This is a genomic window from Pseudomonas sp. K8 (assembly GCF_014889455.1).
GTDB lineage: Bacteria > Pseudomonadota > Gammaproteobacteria > Pseudomonadales > Pseudomonadaceae > Aquipseudomonas > Aquipseudomonas veronii.
The window spans coordinates 1-21,102 of the sequence record NZ_VJWO01000066.1; the positions used below are offsets into that span (position 1 = coordinate 1).

A 21,102-nucleotide genomic window follows, 5' to 3' on the forward strand; every position below is an offset into this window, starting at 1 on the left:
TTCAGCGCCGCACTACGTGCTGCCGCATCGACGTGAGGAGCGCGTTTATCCTCGGGCGATTCGGCTGAAATCACCGAAGTATCCGATCAGAAATAAAAATGCCAGTCAGCTTAACTGACTGGCATTAGCCCGCAAGGGTCTCCCATTTTTTTGTCTGAACAAATCTTACTTGACGTTAACCGTGATCACTTTCGACGCTACAGTCGGGTTGAACTGCATGTGCAGTTTATCGCCGGCGACCAGTTGCAAGGTGTGCTTGCCAGGGGTCAGGGTCAGCTCGGTTTCGGTCTGGGCCTTGCCGAAGTGGATCACGCTGTCGGTGGCCGGGATCGGCACGCTGGCGTCCGGCAGTTCCTTCTGGTCGACCAGCAGGTGATGGTGGCCGGTGCCTGGGGTCTGGTCGGTGGCCGGGGCCAGTTTCAGACCTTCCATGCCGAATTTGACGGTGAAGGTTTTATCGACGGTGGCGCCGTCTTTCGGCGAAACGATAAACACTTTGGCATTTTCAGGTGGCGCGCTGCGAGGGATGCCGTCTGCGGCGGTCACCAACATCGAAGCACCCAATAGTACGCCGGCAATCGTTACACGAGACAAAAGGGCTTTCATTCGCTTCTCCACTTTTCTATGAAATTTGTAGGGTTATGACAACTTAGCGACTAATTGCTGTCCAAGGCACTCAACACCATAACAAAGCGATGCTGAACCGCGCCTCGCACATTCGAATTATTTAGGAGTGACCATGCGCTTTTCGCCTGGCCTGTTACTGCTGCTTCCTCTGATGAGCCCCTTGGCTCACGCCGAATTGATTGATGATGTGTTTGACCGCGGTGAACTGCGCATCGCCCTCGAGGCCAATACCCCGCCCTTCAACTTCAAGGACGGCGAGAAACTCACCGGTTTTGAAGTGGAACTCGGTGAACAACTGGCCAAAGAGATGGATGTGCGCCCCTCGTTCATCACCACCGACGACAGCGACATGCTGCCCGGCGTGGCAACCGGCAAGTACGACGTGGCCATCAACCATATCGCTATGACTGCCGAGTTGCAGGATCAGTTCGATTTCAGTGAGCCTTATCGCGACAAGCCGGCGCTGGCCATTCCATTCCAGAAGGGCAACCCGGCGTTCAAGGCAAGCCTGGACAATGCGCTGCAACGGGTGAAAGCCGATGGCCGGTTGAAGGCGCTGGGGCAGAAGTGGCTCGAAAGCGACACGGCGGAAGTCAAAGCACAGTAAATCAAAATGAGGGAGGGCTTGGGAGACGGGCCAAGGCTTGCGCCGCCTCAAGCAACTCCAACTCACTGAACACCCACACCCCATGGCGCTTGAGCAGCGCCGCCGTGACGCCTTCGCCGCTCACCTTCACACCGCTGAAAGTGCCGTCATAGGTCAGCACATTGCCACAGGACGGGCTATTGGCCTTGAGCACGGCGATACGGATATTGTGGCGCTGCACCAGCGCCAACGCCTGGCGGGCGCCGTCGAGGAAGGCGGCGCTGAAGTCCTCGCCCGCGGCGGTCAGCACCTGGGCGCGGCCCTCCCACACGTCGATACCCTGCCCGCCCGGAATCTCGGCGGAAGGCCTGGGCGTGGGCAAACCGCCCGCCACTTCCGGGCAGATCGCAACCACGCGGCCTTCGGCCTGCCATGCCGCCAGTTGATCGAACGGCCCGCTGGCGCCGCCGTCGTAGCGCACTTTGTGCCCGAGCAGACAGCGGCTGACGAGAATTTTTTCCATGCTTAAAACGGCTCGTTACCGCGCCGGCGAAACCAGCCGGTCAGCGACAGGCGCTCGCGGGTAGCGGGCAGCACTTCGTGGGGTACTTCGCCGGACAGGAACACCACCAGGCAACCTCCGCTGGGCACTACGTCGAGTTCGACGCCGTCCTTGAGGTACATGCGCAACTGGCCGCCGTGTTCCGGCAGCCACTCGTCGTTCAAGTAGATCACCGCCGAGACCGTGCGCCGGTCGTCGTCGCGAAACCGGTCCAGGTGCCTGAGGTAAAACGCCCCCGGCGGGTACATCGCGAAGTGGCTTTCAAAATCTTCCAGGCCGAGGAACAAGCTGCGGTTTATCGCCAGGCGCAGGCTGTCCATCACCGTCATATAGCGGTCGCAGACGACGGCGTCGCCCTCCTCCAGCCACTGGATATGGTCGCCACGAATACCCTCGCGAATCTCCTGGGCCGGCCCGCGCCCGACCGCCGCCGGGGCCAGCTCACCTTCAGCCGCACGTTTACGGCACTCAGCCGCCAGTTCCAGGGTCAGAGCCTGGGGCAGGAAGCTGTTTTGCTGCGACCAGCCCTTTTCGGCCAGGTCGTCGACAATGCGTTGCAGCAATGGGTGATCGTGGGATATTTGCATGGCGCGCATAGTATCCATACGCCTGTGAATCCGACAGAGCCGCTGAGCGTCTGAACGCACTTTAGCCAGGTGACTGATAGGACTTCTCGACAAATCCTACGCCCGACACGGACAATAGTGGCCGACTGACAGGAGTCCATATGCGTCGTTTGTTTTTTTCCTTGCTGATGTTCTGCGTTTTGCCCGCTTGGGCAGACGGCCATGACCAGTTGTACAAGGTCGCCGGCTGGGCCGAACAACGCGCGCATTTCAATGACGCCCTCAGTGCCGCCCAGCAACGCTACCGCAACAGCCTGCCGCCGGCGGTGTACCAGGCGCTGGTCGACAACAGCAACAAGCGCTTCGCCGCCCAGGCCGTGGACCGGCGCGCCGAAGCCCAGCTGCGCAAGCACCTGGCGGACCCGGCACCGGCCCTGGCGTTTTTCCAGTCGCCGCTGGGGCGCAAGATTGTCGCCGCCGAACTGCTGGCCACCCGCCGCGACCAGCTGGCAAAAAATGCCCAAGGCCTGCCGCACATCGAAGCCGACGCCACCCGCAGCCTGATCATCGGCCACCTGGCCCAGGCCCTGCCTGCCCGCGAAGCCGGCGCCGAAGTCAGCCTGGCGATCGCCGGCGTGGCGGCCGACAGCTTGAGCCAGATGATCCCCGGCCTGTTGGGCGGCGGCCAGGCCCAGGGCATGCTGGATGGACAACGCGAACGGCTGATGCAACAGATCGGCAATGACCTGAACAACACGTTGCTGTACGTCTATCGGGATTTGTCCGACCCGGAACTGGAAGAATTCGCTACGTTTGCCGAGTCGCCGCAGGGGAAGGCGTATTACCAGGCGGCGTTGGCAGCGGTCCGCGCAGGCTTGGCGGTCGGTCAAAGCACCTCAAGCCTGGCGCAGTAAAAAATGTGGGAGGGGGCTTGCCCCCGATAGCGGTGGGTCAGTATCAGATGTGCTGACTGACACCCTGCTATCGGGGGCAAGCCCCCTCCCACATTTGTACTGTGTTATTTCAGGTGGTCGGTGAGGTACTTGAAGTACTCATTGCGGATCTCCGGGATCTCATTGGCCAAGTGATGCCGGCCGCGCTTGAGCATCAACACCTCCGGCTGATCGAACTTGCCCCGCAGCACCTGCAGGTTGTGCTGCCAATCCACCGTCATATCCTCTTCGCCCTGCACAATCAGCGGCCGCCGCGGGCTGCGCGGTGCGGCTTCGATTTGCCTGATCCAGCGCGCCAGTGCCCCGACCCAGGCGGTCGGCAATTGGCGCGGCTGCAAGGGGTCGGCTTCGAGGAACGGCTTGAAGGCCGGGTCATTGGTGTTTTCGCTGAACCGTCGGGCGATGCCTTTGACGAACGGCCGCAGCAGGTAATAGCTGACCTGCGACCAGCCCCACCCACGCGGACGCACCAAGGGTGAAAGCAGAAAAGTCTTACCCTGGGCCGGGCTGTCGGCGCCATGGTTGAGCAAGTGATCCACCACCACCGCGCCGCCGGTGCTTTGCCCGAACAGATGCCAGGGCCGGGGCAGGTGCAGCGCTTCGGCCTGGGCGAACAGCGCCTGCACCACGTCTTGGTACACCGCAAAATCATCGATACTGGCCCGCGCGCCGCTGGACAAGCCATGGCCCGGCAGGTCGCAGGCGATCACCACGAAACCCTGGTCCAGCGCCCAGTCGACGACGTGGCGGTACAGCCCCATATGGTCGTAGAACCCGTGGAACATGAACATCGTCGCCACCGGCACCGGCGGCCACCACACCTGGGCGACCACCGCGAACCCATCGACCTCGAACCGGCCAAGGCGGCTCACCGCCGGCACCTGGCGCGCGCGCAGGTCCAGCCCATAGAAACGCTGGTAGACCCGCGCCTCGGCGCTGAGCGGCTGTGCATCCACCAGGGGCCGCAAGCTGTCGCGCAGGTGATCGGGGTCAAAGGTGACGGGCATAAGAGGTTCCAGACTTGGGGCTTCACGCGCTGCGCAGAGGAATATCGAGCTGCGATATTCATCTGTCGGGGCAAGCATGGCAAGCTACGCGTCCTTCGAGGATTGATCTGAATGCGACAGCCCTACCGCACCACCCTGTTCGCCAGCCTGCTGCTGATCCTCTGCGCCGGCGTGTTATGGGCGGCGTATGACTGGTTCCAAGGCCGCTACCTGCGTGCCTTCAGCGAACACACGGCGGTGTTTTCCGGCGACGCCCTACGCCTGCCCGACGACCTCGCGGGCCCCGGCCCAATCCGCCTCGTGCATTTCTGGGACCCGGCCTGCCCGTGCAACGTCGGCAACCAGCAGCACCTCGGCGAATTGATCGAGCACTACGCGCCCCAGGGCGTCGAGTTCTACGCCCTGCAGAAACCCGGCAGCCACGGCCAGTTGCCCGACAACCTGCGCCAGATGAAAATCCTCAGCAGCCTGCCCGGCGCCGATCAGATACCCGCGACCCCGGCCGTGGCGATCTGGGACCGCAGCGGCAAGCTCGCGTATTTCGGGCCCTACAGCGAAGGGCTGACGTGCAACGCCAGCAACAGTTTCATCGAGCCGATCCTCAAGGCCCTTGCAGCAGGCCGCGCAGTGAATGCCACTCACACCCTGGCGGTGGGCTGCTATTGTTCGTGGCCAACCGGTTCGTAGCCCGTCGCCCCACTCTTGGTAAGGAATGTTCATGAAGCGCCTCTTGCAGGTTCTCGCGGTGCTGCTGGCGCTGGTCGCCGTCGGTGCCGGCTGGTACGTCTACAGCAAGCAACCCACCCGCCAGGGCGCCGTGACGCTGGCGAACCTGCAAGGTTCGGTCACGGTGCGCTACGACGAGCGTGGCGTGCCGCATATCCGCGCCGAGAACGAGACCGACCTGTACCGCGCCCTGGGCTACGTGCATGCCCAGGACCGGCTGTTCCAGATGGAAATCATGCGACGCCTGGCGCGCGGCGAATTGGCCGAAGTGCTCGGCCCCAAGCTGCTGGACACCGACAAACTGTTCCGCAGCCTGCGCATTCGCGAGCGCTCCGCCACTTATGTGGCGCAGTTGGACCACGAGTCGGCGCACTGGAAGGCCCTGCAAGCCTATCTGGACGGGATCAACCAGTATCAGGACAACCACGCCAGCCCGATGGAGTTCGATGTGCTGGGCATCCCCAAGCGGCCGTTTACCGCCGAGGACACCATCAGCGTCGCCGGGTATATGGCCTACAGCTTTGCTGCGGCGTTTCGTACCGAGCCATTGCTGACCTATGTACGCGACCAATTGGGCAGCGATTACCTGAACGTGTTCGACCTCGCCTGGCAACCCAAGGGCGCGCTCAACCTGGCCGCCAGCGACTGGCAAAACCTCGGCGCCATCGCGGCCCTGAGTGAACAGGCCCTGGCCGACAACGGCTTGCCGCAGTTCGAAGGCAGCAACGCCTGGGCGATCAGCGGCAGCCGCACCCAGAGCGGCAAGCCGTTGCTGGCGGGTGACCCGCATATCCGCTTCTCGGTGCCGTCGGTGTGGTACGAGGCGCAGCTGTCGGCGCCGGGCTTTGAGTTGTATGGCTATCACAACGCGCTGGTGCCGGTGGCGTTCCTGGGGCACAACCTGGATTTCGGCTGGAGCCTGACCATGTTCCAGAACGACGACCTCGACCTGATCGCCGAGCAGGTCAATCCGGACAACGCCAACCAGGTCTGGTACCACGGCCAATGGGTCGACATGACCCGCAGCGAGCAACAGATCGCGGTCAAGGGCCAGGCACCGGTCACCTTGACCCTGCGCCAATCGCCCCACGGCCCGATCATCAATGACGTGCTCGGCGAGAACGCCGGCAAGACGCCGATCGCGATGTGGTGGGCGTTCCTCGACACCCAGAACCCGATCCTCGAAGGGTTCTACCAGCTCAACCGCGCCGACACCCTGGCCAAGGCCCGTGCCGCGGCAGCCAAGGTGTCGGCGCCGGGGCTGAACATTGTGTGGGCGAATGCCCAGGGCGATATCGGCTGGTGGGCGGCGGCGCAGTTGCCGATCCGCCCGGCCGGCGTCAACCCCGGGTTTATCCTCGACGGCAGCACGGCCCAGGCCGACAAGCTGGGCTTCTACCCGTTCAGCGCCAACCCCCAGGAAGAAAACCCGGCGCGTGGCTATGTGGTGTCGGCCAATGCACAGCCGGTGTCGCCCAGCGGCATGGAGATCCCCGGCTATTACAACCTGGCCGACCGTGGCCAGCAGTTGAACGCGCAGTTGAGCGACAAGCGCGTGAAGTGGGACGTGAACAACAGCCAGGCCCTGCAACTGGGCACCACCACCGCCTTCGGCCCGCGCTTGCTGGCACCGCTGTTGCCGGTGCTGCGCGAGGTGGTCAAAGACCCGGCGCAGTTGCAGCTGGTGGAGCAACTGGCGGCCTGGAAAGGCGATTATCCGCTGGACTCCACCAGCGCCACGCTGTTCAACCAGTTCCTGTTCAACCTGGCTGACGCGGCCTTCCACCCGAAACTCGGCGACGCCATGTTCAAGACCCTGCTCAGCACGCGGGTGATCGATGCGGCGTTGCCCCGCCTGGCCGCGAGCCCGGATTCGCCCTGGTGGAACGGCAAGCGTGCCGACACCGTCAAGCTCGCCTGGGACAACAGCCTCGCGCACCTCAAGGCCACCTTCGGCGATGACCCGGGCCAATGGCAGTGGGGCAAGGCCCATACGCTGACCCACGGCCACCCGCTGGGCTCGCAGAAACCGCTGGACCGGATCGTCAACGTCGGCCCCTTCCCCGCCCCGGGCAGCCACGAAGTGCCGAACAACCAGTCAGCCAATATCGGCCCGGCACCATGGCCGGTGACCTACGGCCCGTCGACCCGGCGCCTGATCGACTTCGCCGACGTGCCCCACGCGCTGACCATCAACCCGGTGGGGCAAAGCGGTGTGCCGTTCGACAAGCACTATGGGGACCAGGCGGAAACGTATATCGAGGGCGGCTACGAGCAGGCGCATTTCAGCGATGAGGAAGTCACGGCCAATACGCGCGGTACGCTGAAGCTGCTGCCAGCCCGCTGACCGCCTGGAACGCGGTCAAAATGTGGGAGGGGGCTTGCCCCCGATGGCGGTGGATCAGTCACAGCTTCAGTGACTGACACTCTGCTATCGGGGGCAAGCCCCCTCCCACATTTGCACCGTGTCGGCCATTAGACCGGCGCAGGCGCCCGACGTTTGTCCGGCTGCTGCCAGCCATCGGCTGGCCGCTTCTTCGATCGACAGGTCCAGCTCGCGCAAGCGCGCCGACACCACCACCGCCACATACGCCGCGCAGAACGTGGTGTGGGCGATCCAGATGGTGACGGCCTGATCAACCTGGAACGCGGTCAAAATGTGGGAGGGGGCTTGCCCCCGATGGCGGTGGATCAGTCACAGCTTCAGTGACTGACACTCTGCTATCGGGGGCAAGCCCCCTCCCACATTTGCACCGTGTCGGCCGTTAGACCGGCGCAGGCGCCCGACGCTTGTCCGGCTGCTGCCAGCCATCGGCGGCCGCTTCTTCGATCGCTTGTTGGATCGCCTTCTTGCGCATCTCTTCGGCACGTCGGCTGAAGAACCACACCAGGAAAGTCACCAACGACACCGCCAGCAGAATCAGGCTGGCCACGGCGTTGATCTCCGGTTTGACCCCCAGGCGCACCGCCGAGAAGACTTCCATCGGCAAGGTGGTCGAACCCGGGCCCGACACAAAGCTGGCGAGTACCAGGTCATCGAGGGACAGCGCGAAGGACATCATCCCACCCGCCGCCAACGACGGCGCGATCATCGGGATGGTGATCAGGAAGAACACCTTCCACGGCCGCGCGCCCAGGTCCATCGCCGCTTCTTCGATCGACAGGTCCAGCTCACGCAAGCGCGCCGACACCACCACCGCCACATACGCCGCGCAGAACGTAGTGTGGGCGATCCAGATGGTGACGATGCCACGCTCCTGGGGCCAACCGATCATCTGCGCCATGGCCACGAACAGCAGCAACAGCGACAGACCGGTGATCACCTCGGGCATGACCAACGGCGCGGTCACCAGGCCGCCGAACAGCGTGCGGCCCTTGAACTGGCTGATGCGCGTCAGCACGAACGCCGCCAGCGTACCCAGCGCCACGGCCGCGATGGCCGTGTAGCAGGCGATTTCCAGGGAACGCGCCACCGAGCCCATCAACTGGGTGTTGTCCAGCAGGCCCACGTACCACTTGATCGACCAACCGCCCCACACCGTCACCAGCTTGGATTCGTTGAACGAGTAGATCACCAGGATCAACATCGGCAGGTAGATGAACAACAACCCCGCCACCAGCATGAAGCTTGAGAAACTGACGCGCTTCATATCTTGCCCTCCATCTCTTTGGCTTGGCTGCGGTTGAACAGGATGATCGGCACGATCAGGATCGCCAGCATCACCACCGCCAGGGCAGAAGCCACCGGCCAGTCACGGTTGTTGAAGAATTCTTGCCACAACACTTTACCGATCATCAGGGTTTCCGGGCCGCCGAGCAGTTCCGGGATCACGAACTCGCCCACCACAGGGATGAAGACCAGCATGCAACCGGCGATGATGCCGTTCTTGGACAGCGGCACGGTGATCTTCCAGAAGCTGTTGAAGGTGCTCGACCCCAGGTCCGAGGCAGCCTCCAGCAGACTCTGGTCGTGTTTCACCAGGTTGGCGTACAGCGGCAGGATCATGAACGGCAGATACGAATAGACCACGCCGATATACACCGCGATGTTGGTGTTGAGGATCTGCAGCGGCTCGTTGATCAGCCCGATATACATCAGGAAGCTGTTGAGCAAGCCGTTGTTGCTGAGGATGCCCATCCACGCGTACACGCGGATCAGGATCGCGGTCCAGGTCGGCATCATGATCAGCAGCACCAGCACGGTCTGCATCTCTTTACGCGCACTGGCAATCGCGTAGGCCATCGGGTAGCCGATCAACAGGCACAGCAGCGTGCTGAAGAACGCCATCTTCAGCGAGCCCAGGTACGCGGCGATGTACAACTCATCGTCGCCGAGCATCGCGTAGTTGGCCAGGTTCAGCACCAGTTGCAGCTTCTGCTCAACGAAGGTGTAGATCTCGGTGTAAGGCGGGATCGCCACGTCGGCTTCGGCAAAGCTGATCTTCAGGACGATGAAGAACGGCAGCATGAAGAACAGGAACAGCCAGAGGAAAGGGATCCCGATGACCACATGCCGGCCACCGGGGGTTATTCGTTGCAGCTGGCGCTTGAATTTTTTCATGTTCATGAGCGAAGTACCACGCCGCTGTCGTCTTCCCACCACACGTACACCTGATCACCCCAGGTTGGGCGCTGGCCACGGCGTTCGGCGTTGGCGACGAAGGATTGCACGAGCTTGCCGCTCGGCAACTCGACGTAGAACACCGAGTGGCCGCCGAGGTAGGCGATGTCGTGGACCTTGCCGCTGGACCAGTTGTGCTCGCAGGTCGGCATTTGGGTGGTGACCAGCAGTTTTTCCGGGCGGATGGCGTAGGTCACCGACTTGTCTTCCACCGAGGTGGCGATGCCGTAGCCGACGTAGATGTCGCGGTCCAGGTCCGGGCACTTGAGCACTGCGTGGCCTTCGGCGTCGTCGACCACCTGGGTGTCGAAGATGTTGACGTTGCCGATGAACTCGCACACCAGGCGGCTGGTCGGCGTCTCGTAGATGTCGACCGGGCTGCCGATCTGCGCGATCCAGCCCAGGTGCATGATCGCGATGCGCTCGGCCATGGTCATGGCCTCTTCCTGGTCGTGGGTCACCATCACGCAGGTCACGCCGACGCGCTCGATGATTTCCACCAGTTCCAGCTGCATCTGCGAACGCAGTTTCTTGTCCAGCGCCCCCATCGGCTCATCGAGCAGCAGCAGTTTCGGGCGCTTGGCCAGGGAACGGGCCAGGGCCACACGCTGGCGCTGGCCACCGGACAACTGGTGCGGCTTGCGCTTGGCGTACTGGCTCATCTGCACCAGCTTGAGCATCTCGGCCACGCGGGCGTCGACTTCGGCCTTGGGGATCTTGTCCTGTTGCAGGCCAAACGCGATGTTCTGCGCCACGGTCATGTGCGGGAACAGCGCGTAGGACTGGAACATCATGTTGATCGGCCGCTCGTAGGGCGGCATGTCGGTGATGTCCACACCGTCGAGGTAAATGCGACCCTCGGTTGGGCGCTCGAAACCTGCGAGCATGCGCAACAAGGTGGATTTGCCCGAACCCGAACCGCCGAGCAAGGCGAAGATCTCGCCTTTCTTGATTTCCAGGGACACATCGTCCACGGCAATCGTCTCGTCGAACTTCTTCGTGACCCGGTCGATTTTGACCAGCACCTTTTTCGGTGTCTGGTCGCCCTCGAGGGCTTTCTTATAGGCGCCGGAGGCAACTGCCATTTACGAAACTCCCAAAAAAAAAGAGTGCAGTTCGCCCGACGCGGGCGAACCCAGGATAGTTTGAGCCTTACTTGCCCGTCTTGACCTTGGTCCAGCTACGGGTCATTAAACGCTGCACTTTCGGGGGTAGCTCGAAGTTGACAAATGTCCGGTCGAGAACCGCCTGCGGTGGGTAAACCGCTTCGTCGGTGCGTATCGATTGCTCCATCAGTGCGTCCGCCCCTGGGTTAGGGTTGGCATAACCGACGTAATCACTGACCTGAGCGATAACCTCAGGTTGCAGTAAATAGTTGATGAAGGCGTGGGCTTCTTTAACGTTGGCCGCGTCCTTGGGGATCGCCAGCACGTCAAACCACAGGTTGCCGCCTTCTTTCGGAATCGCGTAGGCGATGTTCACGCCCTTGCCCGCCTCGGCTGCGCGGGCCTTGGCCTGGAACACATCGCCGGAGAACCCGGCCGCCACGCAGATGTTGCCGTTGGCCAGGTCGGAGATGTATTTGGAAGAATGGAAGTAGGTCACATAAGGCCGCACTTTCAGCAGTTTCGCTTCGGCCTTCTTGTAGTCTTCGGGGTTCTCGCTGTTGGGGTTCAGGCCCATATAGTTGAGCACCGCCGGCAGCATTTCATCTGCCGAGTCCATGAAGGACACGCCGCACGTCGCGAGCTTCTTCATGTTTTCCGGCTCGAACAGCACGGCCCAGGAGTCGATCTTGTCGACGCCCAGCACTTCTTTGACTTTATCGACGTTGTAACCGATGCCGTTGGTGCCCCACAGGTACGGCACGGCGTATTGGTTGCCCGGGTCGTTCTTTTCCAGGCGCTTGAGCAGCGCCGGGTCGAGGTTGGCGTAGTGAGTCAGCAACGACTTGTCGAGCTTCTGGAACGCCCCGGCCTTGATCTGTTTGCCAAGGAAGTGATTGGACGGCACCACCACGTCGTAACCGGTACGTCCGGCCAGCAACTTGCCTTCCAGGGTTTCGTTGGAATCAAACACGTCATACACAGGCTTGATACCGGAGGCCTTTTCAAAGTTGGCCAGGGTGTCGGGGCCGATGTAGTCCGACCAGTTATAAACATGCACAGTCGATGCGGCCTGCACGCTGACAGCCAGCGTGATACCTGCACCTACCAGCAAGGCTTGGCGAAATAAAGAAAATGGCAAGTGGAGGTCCTCTTAAATAGTTGGGCCCAAAGTTGTTGCCCGGCAACAAAACCGGCGCGCAACTTACCCTCGATAAACCGATCCGGCAAAACTTTCTGTCATTTAATTACTGTACGGCTACCGCTCTTTGTAGGAGCGAGCTTGCTCGCGAAGAACTCACAGGCAACGCGGGCGACCAGAGGCGCTGCGTTATCGTTGAGGATTTTCGCGAGCAAGCTCGCTCCTACAGGTTACCTCGCTTACTTACCGGATTTGATTTTGGTCCAGCTACGGGTCATTTCACGCTGAGTCGCTGCCGGCAAGTCGGCAATGGCATACAGCTTGGCTTGCACGTCCGCTGGCGGGTAGATGCCTGGGTCGCTGGTGATGTCTTTGTCGACCAATGCGGTGGCTTTCTCGTTACCGTTCGGGCAACGCACGCTGTTGGTGATCGCAGCCATGACTTTCGGCTCGAGCAGGTAGTTCATGAACTTGTAGGCCGCTTCGACGTTTTCGGCATCTTTAGGGATGGCGACCATGTCATAGAAACTGCCGGCGCCTTCCTTCGGAATGTCATACGCCACTTTGACCTTGCCACCGGCTTCAGCCGCGCGGGATTTGGCCTGCTGGATGTCACCCGAGTAACCCACGGCTACGCAGATGTTGCCGTTGGCCAGGTCGGAGATGTACTTGGACGAGTGGAAGTAGCCGATCGAAGGACGGATCTTCAGGAACAGGTCTTCAGCTTGCTTGAGGTCGGCTTTCTTCTGGCTGTCGGTCGGCAGGCCCAGGTAATGCAGCGCGATCGGCAGCATTTCGGTTGGCGAATCGAGGAAGCTCACACCGCAGCTCTTGAGCTTGGCGATGTTTTCCGGCTTGAGCAGGATGTCCCACGAATCGATCTTGTCGACGCCCAGCGCGGCCTTGACCTTCTCCGGGTTGTAACCGATGCCGATCGAACCCCACATGTACGGGAAAGCGTGCTTGTTGTCCGGGTCGCTGACCGACACGGCCTTGAGCAGCGATGTGTTCAGGTTTTCGTAGTTGGACAGCTTGGACTTGTCCAGCTCCTGGTAGACGCCGGCCTTGATCTGCTTGGCGAGGAAGTTGTTCGACGGTACGACGATGTCGTAACCGGACTTGCCTGCCAGCAACTTGGCTTCAAGGGTCTCGTTGCTGTCGAATACGTCGTACACCACTTTGATGCCCGACTCTTTTTCAAAGTTGGCGATGGTGTCCGGAGCAATGTAGTCGGACCAGTTATAGATGTGCAGCACTTTATCGTCTGCCTGGGCCGCGCCCGCCATTGCGCCCATCAGGGACAACGCGAGGAGGGTCTTGCCAGCGTTCTTCAAACCTAATGCCTTCATTTGGTGATGCTCCAATTTTCTTTTTTGGGCCGCAGCATGCTTCATCGATATACAGCTGTTCGGCAGCCCGTCGAAGGGCAGCAAAACAGGACTACAGTCTGGCAAGTTAGGGGGCTGGCTTTCAACTAACCCCCCACATTTATAACTGCCCGAACGCAGCGCCCGAGAGTCACTGCGTTCTGAGCCTAGCACTTAGCCCTGCAATGCCGCCAAAGTCAGGTCCAGGCAATGACGAGCCTTGGTCACCAGCTCGTCGATTTCGGTCTTGCTGATCACCAGCGGCGGCGAAATGATCATGGTGTCACCCACGGCGCGCATGATCAGGCCATTCTCGAAGCAGAAGGTTCGGCAGATCATGCCAACACCGCGGCCTTCGTAACGCTTGCGCGTCGCTTTGTCCTGAACCAGTTCAATCGCACCGAGCATGCCGACACCACGCACTTCACCCACCAACGGATGATCAGCCAGCTCCCTCAGACGTTTCTGCAAATACGGTGCCGTTTCATCATGCACACGCTTAATAATTTGTTCATCGCGCATGATGCGGATGTTTTCCAGGGCGACCGCCGCGGCCACCGGGTGACCGGAGTAGGTGAAGCCGTGGTTGAAATCGCCGCCTTCATTCAGCACCGCCACCACCTCGTCGCGCACGATCAGGCCACCCATCGGGATGTAGCCCGAGGTCAGGCCCTTGGCGATGGTCATCATGTCGGGCTTGAGGTCGTAGAAATCGCTGCCGAACCACTCGCCGGTACGGCCGAAACCGCAGATCACCTCGTCGGCGACGAACAGGATGTCGTACTTGGCGAGGATTTCCTTGATGCGCGGCCAGTAGCTGTCCGGCGGCACGATCACGCCACCGGCGCCCTGGATCGGCTCGGCAATGAAGGCACCGACGTTGTCCACGCCCAGTTCCAGAATCTTCGCTTCCAGCTGGTTGGCGGCCCACACGCCGAACTCTTCAGGGCTCATGTCGCCGCCTTCGCCAAACCAGTACGGCTGGGCGATGTGGACGATGCCCGGGATCGGCAGATCGCCCTGCTCATGCATATAAGTCATGCCGCCGAGGCTGGCGCCGGCCACGGTGGAGCCGTGGTAGCCATTCTTGCGGCTGATGATGATTTTCTTGTTCGGCTGGCCCTTGATCGCCCAATAGTGGCGGACCATGCGCAACATGGTGTCGTTGCCTTCGGAGCCGGAACCGGTGAAGAACACGTGGTTCATGCCGGCCGGTGCAACGTCGGAGATCGCCTTGGCCAGTTCCAGCACCGGCGGGTGGGCGGTCTGGAAGAACAGGTTGTAGTACGGCAGTTCTTTCATCTGCTTGGCGGCGGCGTCAGCCAGTTCATCGCGACCGTAACCGATCGCCACGCACCACAGGCCGGCCATGCCGTCGAGGATCTTGTTGCCTTCGCTGTCCCACAAGTAAACACCGTGGGCTTTAGTAATGATCCGTGGGCCTTTCTCTTTCAACTGCTTGAAGTCGCTGAACGGCGCCAGGTGGTGATCACTGCTCAAGGCTTGCCATTCACGGGTTTGCGGGTTGTTGCTGGACATACCAATCTCCTAGACTTTTCAGTGGAGGGCGCGCCGTTCAACGGGCGCGCCCGGCGCATCAGACGGCGAAGAGCAGGAACTCCCGCTCCCACGAACTGATCACGCGCTTGAAGTTTTCATGCTCGGCCCGCTTGACCGCGACGTAGCCAGTGATGAATTTGTGACCCAGGTATTTCTCGATGGTCTTGCTGTTTTCCATACGTTCCAGCGCGTCTTCGATGGTCAACGGCAGGCGCAGGTTGCGCCGCTCGTAACCACGACCGACGACCGGCGCGCTTGGGTTGTGCCCTTCGACCATGCCGATGTAGCCGCACAACAGGCTGGCGGCGATCGCCAGGTACGGGTTGGCGTCTGCGCCCGGCAGGCGGTTTTCCACGCGACGGTTCTGCGGGCCGGCATCCGGTACGCGCAGGCCGACGGTGCGGTTTTCTTCGCCCCACTCCACGTTCACCGGTGCCGAAGTGTCCGGCAGGAAGCGGCGGAACGAGTTCACGTTGGGGGCGAACAGCGGCAGCAATTCGGGGATGAATTTCTGCAGGCCGCCAATGTGGTTGAGGAACAGTTGGCTCATGGTCCCGTCTTCATTGGAGAAGACGTTCTTGCCGGTGGCGATGTCGATGATGCTCTGGTGCAGGTGCATTGCGCTGCCGGGCTCGCCGGTCATCGGCTTGGCCATGAAGGTGGCGGCCACGTCGTGCTTGAGCGCGGCTTCACGCATGGTGCGCTTGAACACCAGGATCTGGTCGGCCAGGGACAGCGCGTCGCCGTGACGGAAGTTGATTTCCATCTGCGCCGTGCCGTCCTCGTGGATCAGGGTGTCGAGGTCCAGCTCCTGCAGTTCGCACCAGTCGTAGACGTCCTCGAACAGCGGGTCGAATTCGTTGGCCGCTTCTATAGAGAACGACTGCCGACCGGTTTCCGGGCGCCCGGAACGGCCGATCGGCGGTTGCAGCGGGAAGTCCGGGTCTTCGCAGCGCTTGGTCAGGTAGAACTCCATCTCCGGCGCCACGATCGGCTGCCAGCCTTTGTCGGCGTAGAGTTTGAGGACTTTCTTGAGCACGTTGCGCGGCGACAGCTCGATCGGGTTGCCTTGCTTGTCGTAGGTATCGTGGATCACCTGGGCGGTAGGCTCGATGGCCCACGGCACCAGGAACACCGCGTTCTGGTCGGGGCGGCAGATCATGTCGATGTCGGCCGGGTCGAGCAATTCGTAATAGATGTCGTCTTCGACATAGTCGCCGGTCACGGTCTGCAACAGAACGCTCTCGGGCAGGCGCATGCCTTTCTCGGCGATGAACTTGTTGGTCGGCGAGATCTTGCCCCGGGTGATACCGGTGAGGTCGCCAATCATGCATTCGACTTCTGTGATCTTGTGGTCTTTCAACCAATCGGTGAGCTGGTCGAGGTTGTTACTCATAAATGCCTCTGGGCTGGGTTTCCTGACGTTCATTAAAGGTCAGGCGTCGGTTGACGCATCGGCGTCGCTGGTTCATCAGAGTGGGAGCTTAACCGCCATTTGGGGTGCCGTTGCACTCCTAAAGCAAAAGGCTTGCCTCCCGTGCAGGATAATGAGCGGCAACCGCAAAAAAGGCAGGACCGGCGTCATGAAAAGGGCGAGTACAAAAAAATGAACGGGGCACGCGAACAGCGTCCTGGCCGTCAAGAATAATGGCCGGATCGAAGGGGCTTATCGGGGATGGAATCATCAATGGGAATGCGCGTTCGCAACATTCGACACGGATCTGAAAAGCATGCAGACCGACCTGTTTCGCGCAGGTGGTGATGCCGATTAACGGCAGGCCAGACATGAAGCACCCCGGTATTATTGCTGTTATGGGTTTGAATCGAGCTTAGCCTTGTTCATTTTTTTACACAACACCCCCGTAAAAAATACAACACGGCCCGCTCAAGCCTGATAGTCCCAAGCCGGGCAACCGGGTAAAACCGCCCCAAAAAGCCCCAAAAAAGCCCTCGTGGCGCTTTTTTGGGGCAAAAAAGGCCTCGCTTGACTTCGGCATGCCGTTCGGGTTGACTGAAACCTGAAAAGATCAATGATTGATATTTTTAACAACAAAGGTGTTGCATCATGTCGGTACCCCCGCGTGCCGTTCAGCTTAACGAAGCGAACGCGTTCCTTAAGGATCATCCTGAGGTTCTGTACGTAGACCTTCTAATTGCGGATATGAATGGTGTGGTGCGCGGTAAGCGCATCGAACGCACCAGCCTCCACAAGGTTTACGAGAAAGGCATTAACTTGCCTGCCTCTTTATTTGCCCTGGATATCAACGGCTCAACGGTGGAAAGCACCGGCCTGGGCCTGGACATCGGTGATGCTGACCGAATCTGTTATCCAATCCCCGACACCCTGTGCAATGAACCTTGGCAAAAGCGCCCGACCGCGCAACTGCTGATGACCATGCACGAAATTGAAGGTGAACCTTTCTTCGCCGATCCGCGCGAAGTACTGCGTCAGGTCGTAAGCAAATTCGACGACCTCGGTCTGACTATCTGCGCTGCCTTCGAGCTTGAGTTCTACCTGATCGACCAGGAGAACGTGAACGGCCGCCCACAACCGCCCCGCTCGCCGATCTCCGGCAAACGCCCGCACTCGACACAGGTCTACCTGATCGACGACCTCGACGAATATGTCGACTGCCTCCAGGACATCCTGGAAGGTGCCAAAGAGCAAGGCATCCCGGCTGATGCCATCGTCAAGGAAAGTGCCCCGGCGCAGTTCGAAGTGAACCTGCACCACGTGGCCGACCCGATCAAGGCCTGCGACTACGCGGTACTGCTCAAGCGCCTGATCAAGAACATCGCCTACGACCATGAGATGGACACCACCTTCATGGCCAAGCCTTACCCAGGCCAGGCAGGCAACGGTTTGCACGTACACATTTCGATCCTGGACAAGGACGGCAAGAACATCTTTGCCAGCGAGGATCCCGAGCAGAACGCCGCATTGCGTCACGCGATCGGCGGTGTGCTGGAGACCCTACCCGCCCAGATGGCGTTCCTGTGCCCCAACGTCAACTCCTACCGTCGTTTCGGCGCACAGTTCTACGTGCCGAACTCGCCGTGCTGGGGCCTGGACAACCGCACCGTGGCGATCCGCGTGCCGACCGGCGCGGCCGACTCCGTGCGTATCGAACACCGCGTGGCCGGTGCCGATGCCAACCCCTACCTGTTGATGGCTTCGGTCCTGGCGGGCGTACACCACGGCCTGACCAACAAGATCGAACCGGGCGCGCCAGTGGAAGGCAACAGCTACGAGCAGAACGAACAAAGCCTGCCGAACAACCTGCGCGATGCCCTGCGCGAGTTGGATGACAGCGAGGTGATGGCCAAGTACATCGATCCTAAATACATCGATATCTTCGTCGCCTGTAAGGAAAGTGAGCTGGAAGAGTTCGAACACTCCATCTCCGACCTTGAGTACAACTGGTACCTGCATACCGTGTAAGCGCTGGTTGCACTGAAAAAACGTCGCAGGCCTTTGGTCTGTGGCGTTTTTTTATGGGTTGCTTTTGGTAGACCGAGTTGGCCGCCATCGGGAGCAAGCTCCCTCCCACACTCGAACCGGTTTCTTCAGGAAAACTCGTTCAAATGTGGGAGGGAGCTTGCTCCCGATGGCGGCCTGGCAGACAACACCGGCTCCTGCTCATACAATGCCCGCTGCCTTGTAGGAGACTTCCATGACCCCCCGCCCCGCCGCCCCTCGCAAACCCCGCGCCCGCAGCCAGGCCCGGATCGACGCGATCCTCGACGCCGCCCGCACGTTGCTGGCGTCCGAAGGTGTGGCCGGTTTGTCGATCTACAGCGTGGCCGAGCGCGCACAGATTCCGCCGTCGTCGGTGTACCACTTTTTCGCCAGCGTGCCGGCGCTGCTGGAAGCGTTGACCGCCGACGTCCATGCGGCATTCCGCGCCGCAATCCAGGCGCCCATCGCGCATGATTCACTCAAGTATTGGCGCGACCTGTCTTACATCGTCGAACAGCGCATGCTCACCATCTACAGCAACGACGCCGCCGCCCGCCAGCTGATCCTGACCCAGCACGGGCTGACCGAAGTGAATCAGGCCGACCGCCAGCACGATCTGGAGTTGGGTGACTTGATGCTGGCCGTGTTCAACCGGCATTTCGAAGTGCCGACCCTGCCCACCGATGTGGACGTGTTCGCGCTGGCGCTGGAATTGAGTGATCGCGTGTATGCGCGTTCGGTGCATCAGCATGGGCTGATCACGCCGCGCATGGCTGAGGAAGGCATGCGCGTGTTCGATGCGTATGTGGGGCTTTATCTGCCGGCGTATTTGCCCAAGCGGGGCGTCACTGTCTGATGGATGTGTTGTCTGGCAGGGCCTCATCGGGAGCAAGCTCCCTCCCACATGTGATCGAGTTTTCCTGAAGAAACCGGTTCGAATGTGGGAGGGAGCTTGCTCCCGATAGAGCCCTCAAGTGATCACAACTTGGCGATCGACACCTCGGTGGATTTGACGAAGGCAATCACCTCGCTGCCGATCACCAGCTCCAACTCCTTGACCGAACGGGTGGTGATCACCGACGTCACGATCCCGGACGCGGTCTGCACGTCGATTTCCGAGAGCACGTCGCCTTCGACGATTTCCTTGACGGTGCCTTTGAACTGGTTACGCACGTTGATGGCTTTGATAGTCATGTCGTTTTTCCTTCGTGGGACAAGTGAGTTATTGCGCCCACCGCAATTGCGTAGGCAACGGTGAAACAGGTTCGGGTTCCGGCGGGGTGCCGGGCAGCGACAGCACACGGTTGAGCACCTGCGCTTCGAGCGCGGCCAGGCGATGCGAGCCTCGGGCGCGTGGACGCGGCAGGTCGACAATCAGGTCGAGGCCGATTTCGCCGTCTTCGATCAGGATCACCCGGTCGGCAATGGCCACGGCTTCGCTGACGTCGTGGGTTACCAGCAACACGGTGAAACCATGCTTCTGCCAGAGGCTTTCGATCAGTTGCTGCATCTCGATGCGGGTCAACGCATCCAGCGCGCCCAACGGCTCATCGAGCAACAGCAGACGCGGCTGATGAATCAACGCACGCGCCAGGGCCACACGTTGCTTCTGGCCACCGGACAAGGCCGCCGGCCACTCATTCGCACGCTCGGCCAGGCCGACCGCTTCGAGCGCTTCCAGTGCCTTGGGACGCCAGTTGCCCTTGAGGCCGAGGCCGACGTTGTCGATGATCTTTTTCCACGGCAGCAGACGCGCTTCCTGGAACATCAACCGCGTGTCTTCGATCGCCGCGCCAAGCGGCGCGGAGCCGGCCAGCAGCTCACCGCTGCTGGCCTTGTCGAGGCCGGCCAGCAGGCGCAGCAAGGTACTTTTGCCGCAGCCACTGCGGCCGACCACGGCAACGAACTGGCCCGCCGGAATATGCAGGTCGATGCCCTTGAGCACTTCCCGCGCGCCAAAGGCCTTGCGCAATTTGCGCACCGCCAGGGGAATCCCCTTCAGCAGGCGCGGAGGTTGTTGAGCGGTCATGCCGCACCTCCTTTATTCACTTGATAAGCCGGATGCCAGCGCAGCCACACACGCGCCAAGCCGCGCGCCGCGAGGTCGGCCAGCTTGCCGAGAATCGCGTACATGACGATGGCCAGCACCACCACGTCGGTTTGCAGGAATTCACGGGCGTTCATCGCCAGGTAACCGATACCGGAACTGGCCGAGATGGTTTCCGCCACGATCAGCGTCAGCCACATAAAGCCCAGGGCAAAACGCACGCCCACCAGGATCGACGGCAGCGCGCCCGGCAGGATCACCTGGCGGAACAGGCTGAAGCCAGACAAGCCGTAGCTGCGCGCCATTTCCACCAGTGCCGGGTCGACGTTGCGGATGCCGTGGTAGGTGTTGAGGTAGATCGGGAACAGCGTGCCGAGGGCGACCAGGAAAATCTTCGCGGTCTCGTCAATGCCGAACCACAGAATCACCAGCGGGATCAACGCCAGGTGCGGCACGTTGCGGATCATCTGCACCGAGCTGTCCAGCAGGCGCTCGCCCCACGTCGACAGGCCGGTGATAAAGCCCAGGGCCAGACCGATGCTGCCACCGATCACAAACCCCAGGCCCGCGCGCCAGCCGCTGATGGCCAGGTGCGTCCAGATTTCACCGCTGCGTACCAGGTTGACCCCGGCCTCGATCACCGCGCTCGGCGCCGGCAGAATCCGCGTCGACAACCAACCCGCCGACACCGACAACTGCCACACCGCCAACAGCAACACCGGCAGCACCCAAGGCGCCACGCGATGGCTCAGTTTTTCCACATTCATGGCGCC

General features: G+C 61.1%; 21 protein-coding genes and 1 pseudogene. 6 read left to right on the forward strand and 16 right to left on the reverse strand.

Annotated elements, in window-relative coordinates:
* Window positions 1-165: 165 nt before the first annotated feature.
* Entirely contained in the window at window positions 166-606 is a 441-nt protein-coding gene (locus INT12_RS27900) for a DUF4399 domain-containing protein (protein WP_026139796.1), read from the reverse strand.
* A gap of 133 nt (window positions 607-739) precedes the next feature.
* On the opposite strand from INT12_RS27900, the gene INT12_RS27905 reads away from it, so the two are divergent.
* Entirely contained in the window at window positions 740-1,234 is a 495-nt protein-coding gene (locus INT12_RS27905; RefSeq protein ID WP_017845068.1) for a transporter substrate-binding domain-containing protein, read from the forward strand.
* 1 nt (window position 1,235) lies between these two features.
* Here the strand turns inward: INT12_RS27905 and INT12_RS27910 are convergent, their stop codons facing one another.
* Together INT12_RS27910 and INT12_RS27915 are read right to left on the reverse strand one after the other, a co-directional pair.
* Window positions 1,236-1,736, reverse strand: a complete 501-nt coding sequence (locus INT12_RS27910) for a DUF523 domain-containing protein (protein WP_017845069.1) — start codon at window positions 1,734-1,736, stop codon at window positions 1,236-1,238.
* Between the two features lie 2 nt (window positions 1,737-1,738).
* Window positions 1,739-2,371, reverse strand: a complete 633-nt coding sequence (locus tag INT12_RS27915; RefSeq protein WP_017845070.1) for a 2OG-Fe(II) oxygenase — start codon at window positions 2,369-2,371, stop codon at window positions 1,739-1,741.
* Window positions 2,372-2,502: 131 nt separating this feature from the next.
* Between INT12_RS27915 and INT12_RS27920 the strand changes: the two genes are divergently transcribed.
* Entirely contained in the window at window positions 2,503-3,255 is a 753-nt protein-coding gene (locus tag INT12_RS27920) for a DUF2059 domain-containing protein (protein WP_017845071.1), read from the forward strand.
* A 104-nt stretch (window positions 3,256-3,359) separates the two neighbouring features.
* On the opposite strand, the gene INT12_RS27925 is transcribed toward INT12_RS27920, so the two are convergent.
* Entirely contained in the window at window positions 3,360-4,301 is a 942-nt protein-coding gene (locus INT12_RS27925) for an alpha/beta hydrolase (RefSeq protein WP_017845072.1), read from the reverse strand.
* A 111-nt stretch (window positions 4,302-4,412) separates the two neighbouring features.
* On the opposite strand from INT12_RS27925, the gene INT12_RS27930 reads away from it, so the two are divergent.
* Both INT12_RS27930 and INT12_RS27935 read left to right on the forward strand, forming a co-directional pair.
* On the forward strand, window positions 4,413-4,988 hold the full coding sequence (locus INT12_RS27930; RefSeq protein WP_046381720.1) for a DUF6436 domain-containing protein: 576 nt from the start codon (window positions 4,413-4,415) through the stop codon (window positions 4,986-4,988).
* Window positions 4,989-5,019: 31 nt separating this feature from the next.
* The gene (locus INT12_RS27935) at window positions 5,020-7,374 is read left to right on the forward strand and encodes a penicillin acylase family protein (RefSeq protein ID WP_193040621.1); all 2,355 of its coding nucleotides are present in this window, start codon (window positions 5,020-5,022) and stop codon (window positions 7,372-7,374) included.
* 180 nt (window positions 7,375-7,554) lie between these two features.
* Here INT12_RS27935 and INT12_RS27940 read toward each other — a convergent pair.
* The 9 genes and pseudogenes from INT12_RS27940 to INT12_RS27980 form a co-directional block, all read right to left on the reverse strand.
* Window positions 7,555-7,656 (reverse strand): annotated as a pseudogene (locus tag INT12_RS27940) (putrescine ABC transporter permease PotI); the annotation flags it as partial.
* Window positions 7,657-7,792: 136 nt separating this feature from the next.
* Entirely contained in the window at window positions 7,793-8,677 is an 885-nt protein-coding gene (locus INT12_RS27945; RefSeq protein WP_046381717.1) for an ABC transporter permease subunit, read from the reverse strand.
* On the reverse strand, window positions 8,674-9,594 hold the full coding sequence (locus tag INT12_RS27950; protein WP_017845077.1) for an ABC transporter permease subunit: 921 nt from the start codon (window positions 9,592-9,594) through the stop codon (window positions 8,674-8,676). Before INT12_RS27950 ends, INT12_RS27945 begins: the two co-directional genes overlap by 4 nt.
* On the reverse strand, window positions 9,591-10,733 hold the full coding sequence (locus INT12_RS27955) for an ABC transporter ATP-binding protein (RefSeq protein ID WP_017845078.1): 1,143 nt from the start codon (window positions 10,731-10,733) through the stop codon (window positions 9,591-9,593). Before INT12_RS27955 ends, INT12_RS27950 begins: the two co-directional genes overlap by 4 nt.
* 67 nt (window positions 10,734-10,800) lie before the next feature.
* Complete coding sequence (locus INT12_RS27960) at window positions 10,801-11,895, reverse strand: polyamine ABC transporter substrate-binding protein (RefSeq protein ID WP_046487885.1); 1,095 nt, start codon at window positions 11,893-11,895, stop codon at window positions 10,801-10,803.
* 239 nt (window positions 11,896-12,134) lie between these two features.
* A complete protein-coding gene (locus tag INT12_RS27965) occupies window positions 12,135-13,229 on the reverse strand; it encodes a polyamine ABC transporter substrate-binding protein (RefSeq protein ID WP_193059109.1) in 1,095 nt (364 codons plus the stop codon).
* Window positions 13,230-13,436: 207 nt separating this feature from the next.
* The gene (locus INT12_RS27970; protein WP_017845081.1) at window positions 13,437-14,801 is read right to left on the reverse strand and encodes an aspartate aminotransferase family protein; all 1,365 of its coding nucleotides are present in this window, start codon (window positions 14,799-14,801) and stop codon (window positions 13,437-13,439) included.
* A 58-nt stretch (window positions 14,802-14,859) separates the two neighbouring features.
* Window positions 14,860-16,218: a glutamine synthetase family protein gene (locus INT12_RS27975; RefSeq protein WP_017845082.1), complete on the reverse strand. Its 1,359-nt coding sequence runs from the start codon at window positions 16,216-16,218 to the stop codon at window positions 14,860-14,862.
* A 118-nt stretch (window positions 16,219-16,336) separates the two neighbouring features.
* Window positions 16,337-16,609 carry a glutamine amidotransferase gene (locus tag INT12_RS27980; RefSeq protein WP_193040620.1) on the reverse strand — a complete coding sequence of 91 codons (273 nt, stop codon included), beginning with the start codon at window positions 16,607-16,609 and terminating at the stop codon, window positions 16,337-16,339.
* 278 nt (window positions 16,610-16,887) lie between these two features.
* Between INT12_RS27980 and INT12_RS27985 the strand changes: the two genes are divergently transcribed.
* Both INT12_RS27985 and INT12_RS27990 read left to right on the forward strand, forming a co-directional pair.
* Complete coding sequence (locus tag INT12_RS27985) at window positions 16,888-18,264, forward strand: glutamine synthetase family protein (RefSeq protein WP_026139798.1); 1,377 nt, start codon at window positions 16,888-16,890, stop codon at window positions 18,262-18,264.
* Between the two features lie 232 nt (window positions 18,265-18,496).
* Window positions 18,497-19,138, forward strand: a complete 642-nt coding sequence (locus tag INT12_RS27990) for a TetR/AcrR family transcriptional regulator (RefSeq protein WP_193040619.1) — start codon at window positions 18,497-18,499, stop codon at window positions 19,136-19,138.
* Between the two features lie 122 nt (window positions 19,139-19,260).
* Here INT12_RS27990 and INT12_RS27995 read toward each other — a convergent pair whose 3' ends face one another.
* The 3 genes from INT12_RS27995 to ssuC are packed head-to-tail and all read right to left on the reverse strand — an operon-like array spanning window position 19,261 to window position 21,096.
* Complete coding sequence (locus tag INT12_RS27995; RefSeq protein WP_017845085.1) at window positions 19,261-19,476, reverse strand: TOBE domain-containing protein; 216 nt, start codon at window positions 19,474-19,476, stop codon at window positions 19,261-19,263.
* 28 nt (window positions 19,477-19,504) lie between these two features.
* Window positions 19,505-20,311: an aliphatic sulfonates ABC transporter ATP-binding protein gene (ssuB, locus tag INT12_RS28000; RefSeq protein WP_046381714.1), complete on the reverse strand. Its 807-nt coding sequence runs from the start codon at window positions 20,309-20,311 to the stop codon at window positions 19,505-19,507.
* On the reverse strand, window positions 20,308-21,096 hold the full coding sequence (gene ssuC, locus INT12_RS28005; protein WP_193059107.1) for an aliphatic sulfonate ABC transporter permease SsuC: 789 nt from the start codon (window positions 21,094-21,096) through the stop codon (window positions 20,308-20,310). The genes ssuB and ssuC overlap by 4 nt, the downstream gene beginning before the upstream one ends.
* Window positions 21,097-21,102: the final 6 nt, after the last annotated feature.

Excerpts from the sequence above, each read along its gene's own strand:
- INT12_RS27900 (WP_026139796.1), bottom strand. The coding sequence starts at position 606 with ATGAAAGCCCTTTTGTCTCGTGTAACGATTGCCGGCGTACTATTGGGT.
- INT12_RS27905 (WP_017845068.1), top strand. The coding sequence starts at position 740 with ATGCGCTTTTCGCCTGGCCTGTTACTGCTGCTTCCTCTGATGAGCCCC.
- INT12_RS27910 (WP_017845069.1), bottom strand. The coding sequence starts at position 1,736 with ATGGAAAAAATTCTCGTCAGCCGCTGTCTGCTCGGGCACAAAGTGCGC.
- INT12_RS27915 (WP_017845070.1), bottom strand. The coding sequence starts at position 2,371 with ATGCGCGCCATGCAAATATCCCACGATCACCCATTGCTGCAACGCATT.
- INT12_RS27920 (WP_017845071.1), top strand. The coding sequence starts at position 2,503 with ATGCGTCGTTTGTTTTTTTCCTTGCTGATGTTCTGCGTTTTGCCCGCT.
- INT12_RS27925 (WP_017845072.1), bottom strand. The coding sequence starts at position 4,301 with ATGCCCGTCACCTTTGACCCCGATCACCTGCGCGACAGCTTGCGGCCC.
- INT12_RS27930 (WP_046381720.1), top strand. The coding sequence starts at position 4,413 with ATGCGACAGCCCTACCGCACCACCCTGTTCGCCAGCCTGCTGCTGATC.
- INT12_RS27935 (WP_193040621.1), top strand. The coding sequence starts at position 5,020 with ATGAAGCGCCTCTTGCAGGTTCTCGCGGTGCTGCTGGCGCTGGTCGCC.
- INT12_RS27945 (WP_046381717.1), bottom strand. The coding sequence starts at position 8,677 with ATGAAGCGCGTCAGTTTCTCAAGCTTCATGCTGGTGGCGGGGTTGTTG.
- INT12_RS27950 (WP_017845077.1), bottom strand. The coding sequence starts at position 9,594 with ATGAACATGAAAAAATTCAAGCGCCAGCTGCAACGAATAACCCCCGGT.
- INT12_RS27955 (WP_017845078.1), bottom strand. The coding sequence starts at position 10,733 with ATGGCAGTTGCCTCCGGCGCCTATAAGAAAGCCCTCGAGGGCGACCAG.
- INT12_RS27970 (WP_017845081.1), bottom strand. The coding sequence starts at position 14,801 with ATGTCCAGCAACAACCCGCAAACCCGTGAATGGCAAGCCTTGAGCAGT.
- INT12_RS27975 (WP_017845082.1), bottom strand. The coding sequence starts at position 16,218 with ATGAGTAACAACCTCGACCAGCTCACCGATTGGTTGAAAGACCACAAG.
- INT12_RS27980 (WP_193040620.1), bottom strand. The coding sequence starts at position 16,609 with ATGTCTGGCCTGCCGTTAATCGGCATCACCACCTGCGCGAAACAGGTC.
- INT12_RS27985 (WP_026139798.1), top strand. The coding sequence starts at position 16,888 with ATGTCGGTACCCCCGCGTGCCGTTCAGCTTAACGAAGCGAACGCGTTC.
- INT12_RS27990 (WP_193040619.1), top strand. The coding sequence starts at position 18,497 with ATGACCCCCCGCCCCGCCGCCCCTCGCAAACCCCGCGCCCGCAGCCAG.
- INT12_RS27995 (WP_017845085.1), bottom strand. The coding sequence starts at position 19,476 with ATGACTATCAAAGCCATCAACGTGCGTAACCAGTTCAAAGGCACCGTC.
- ssuB (WP_046381714.1), bottom strand. The coding sequence starts at position 20,311 with ATGACCGCTCAACAACCTCCGCGCCTGCTGAAGGGGATTCCCCTGGCG.
- ssuC (WP_193059107.1), bottom strand. The coding sequence starts at position 21,096 with ATGAATGTGGAAAAACTGAGCCATCGCGTGGCGCCTTGGGTGCTGCCG.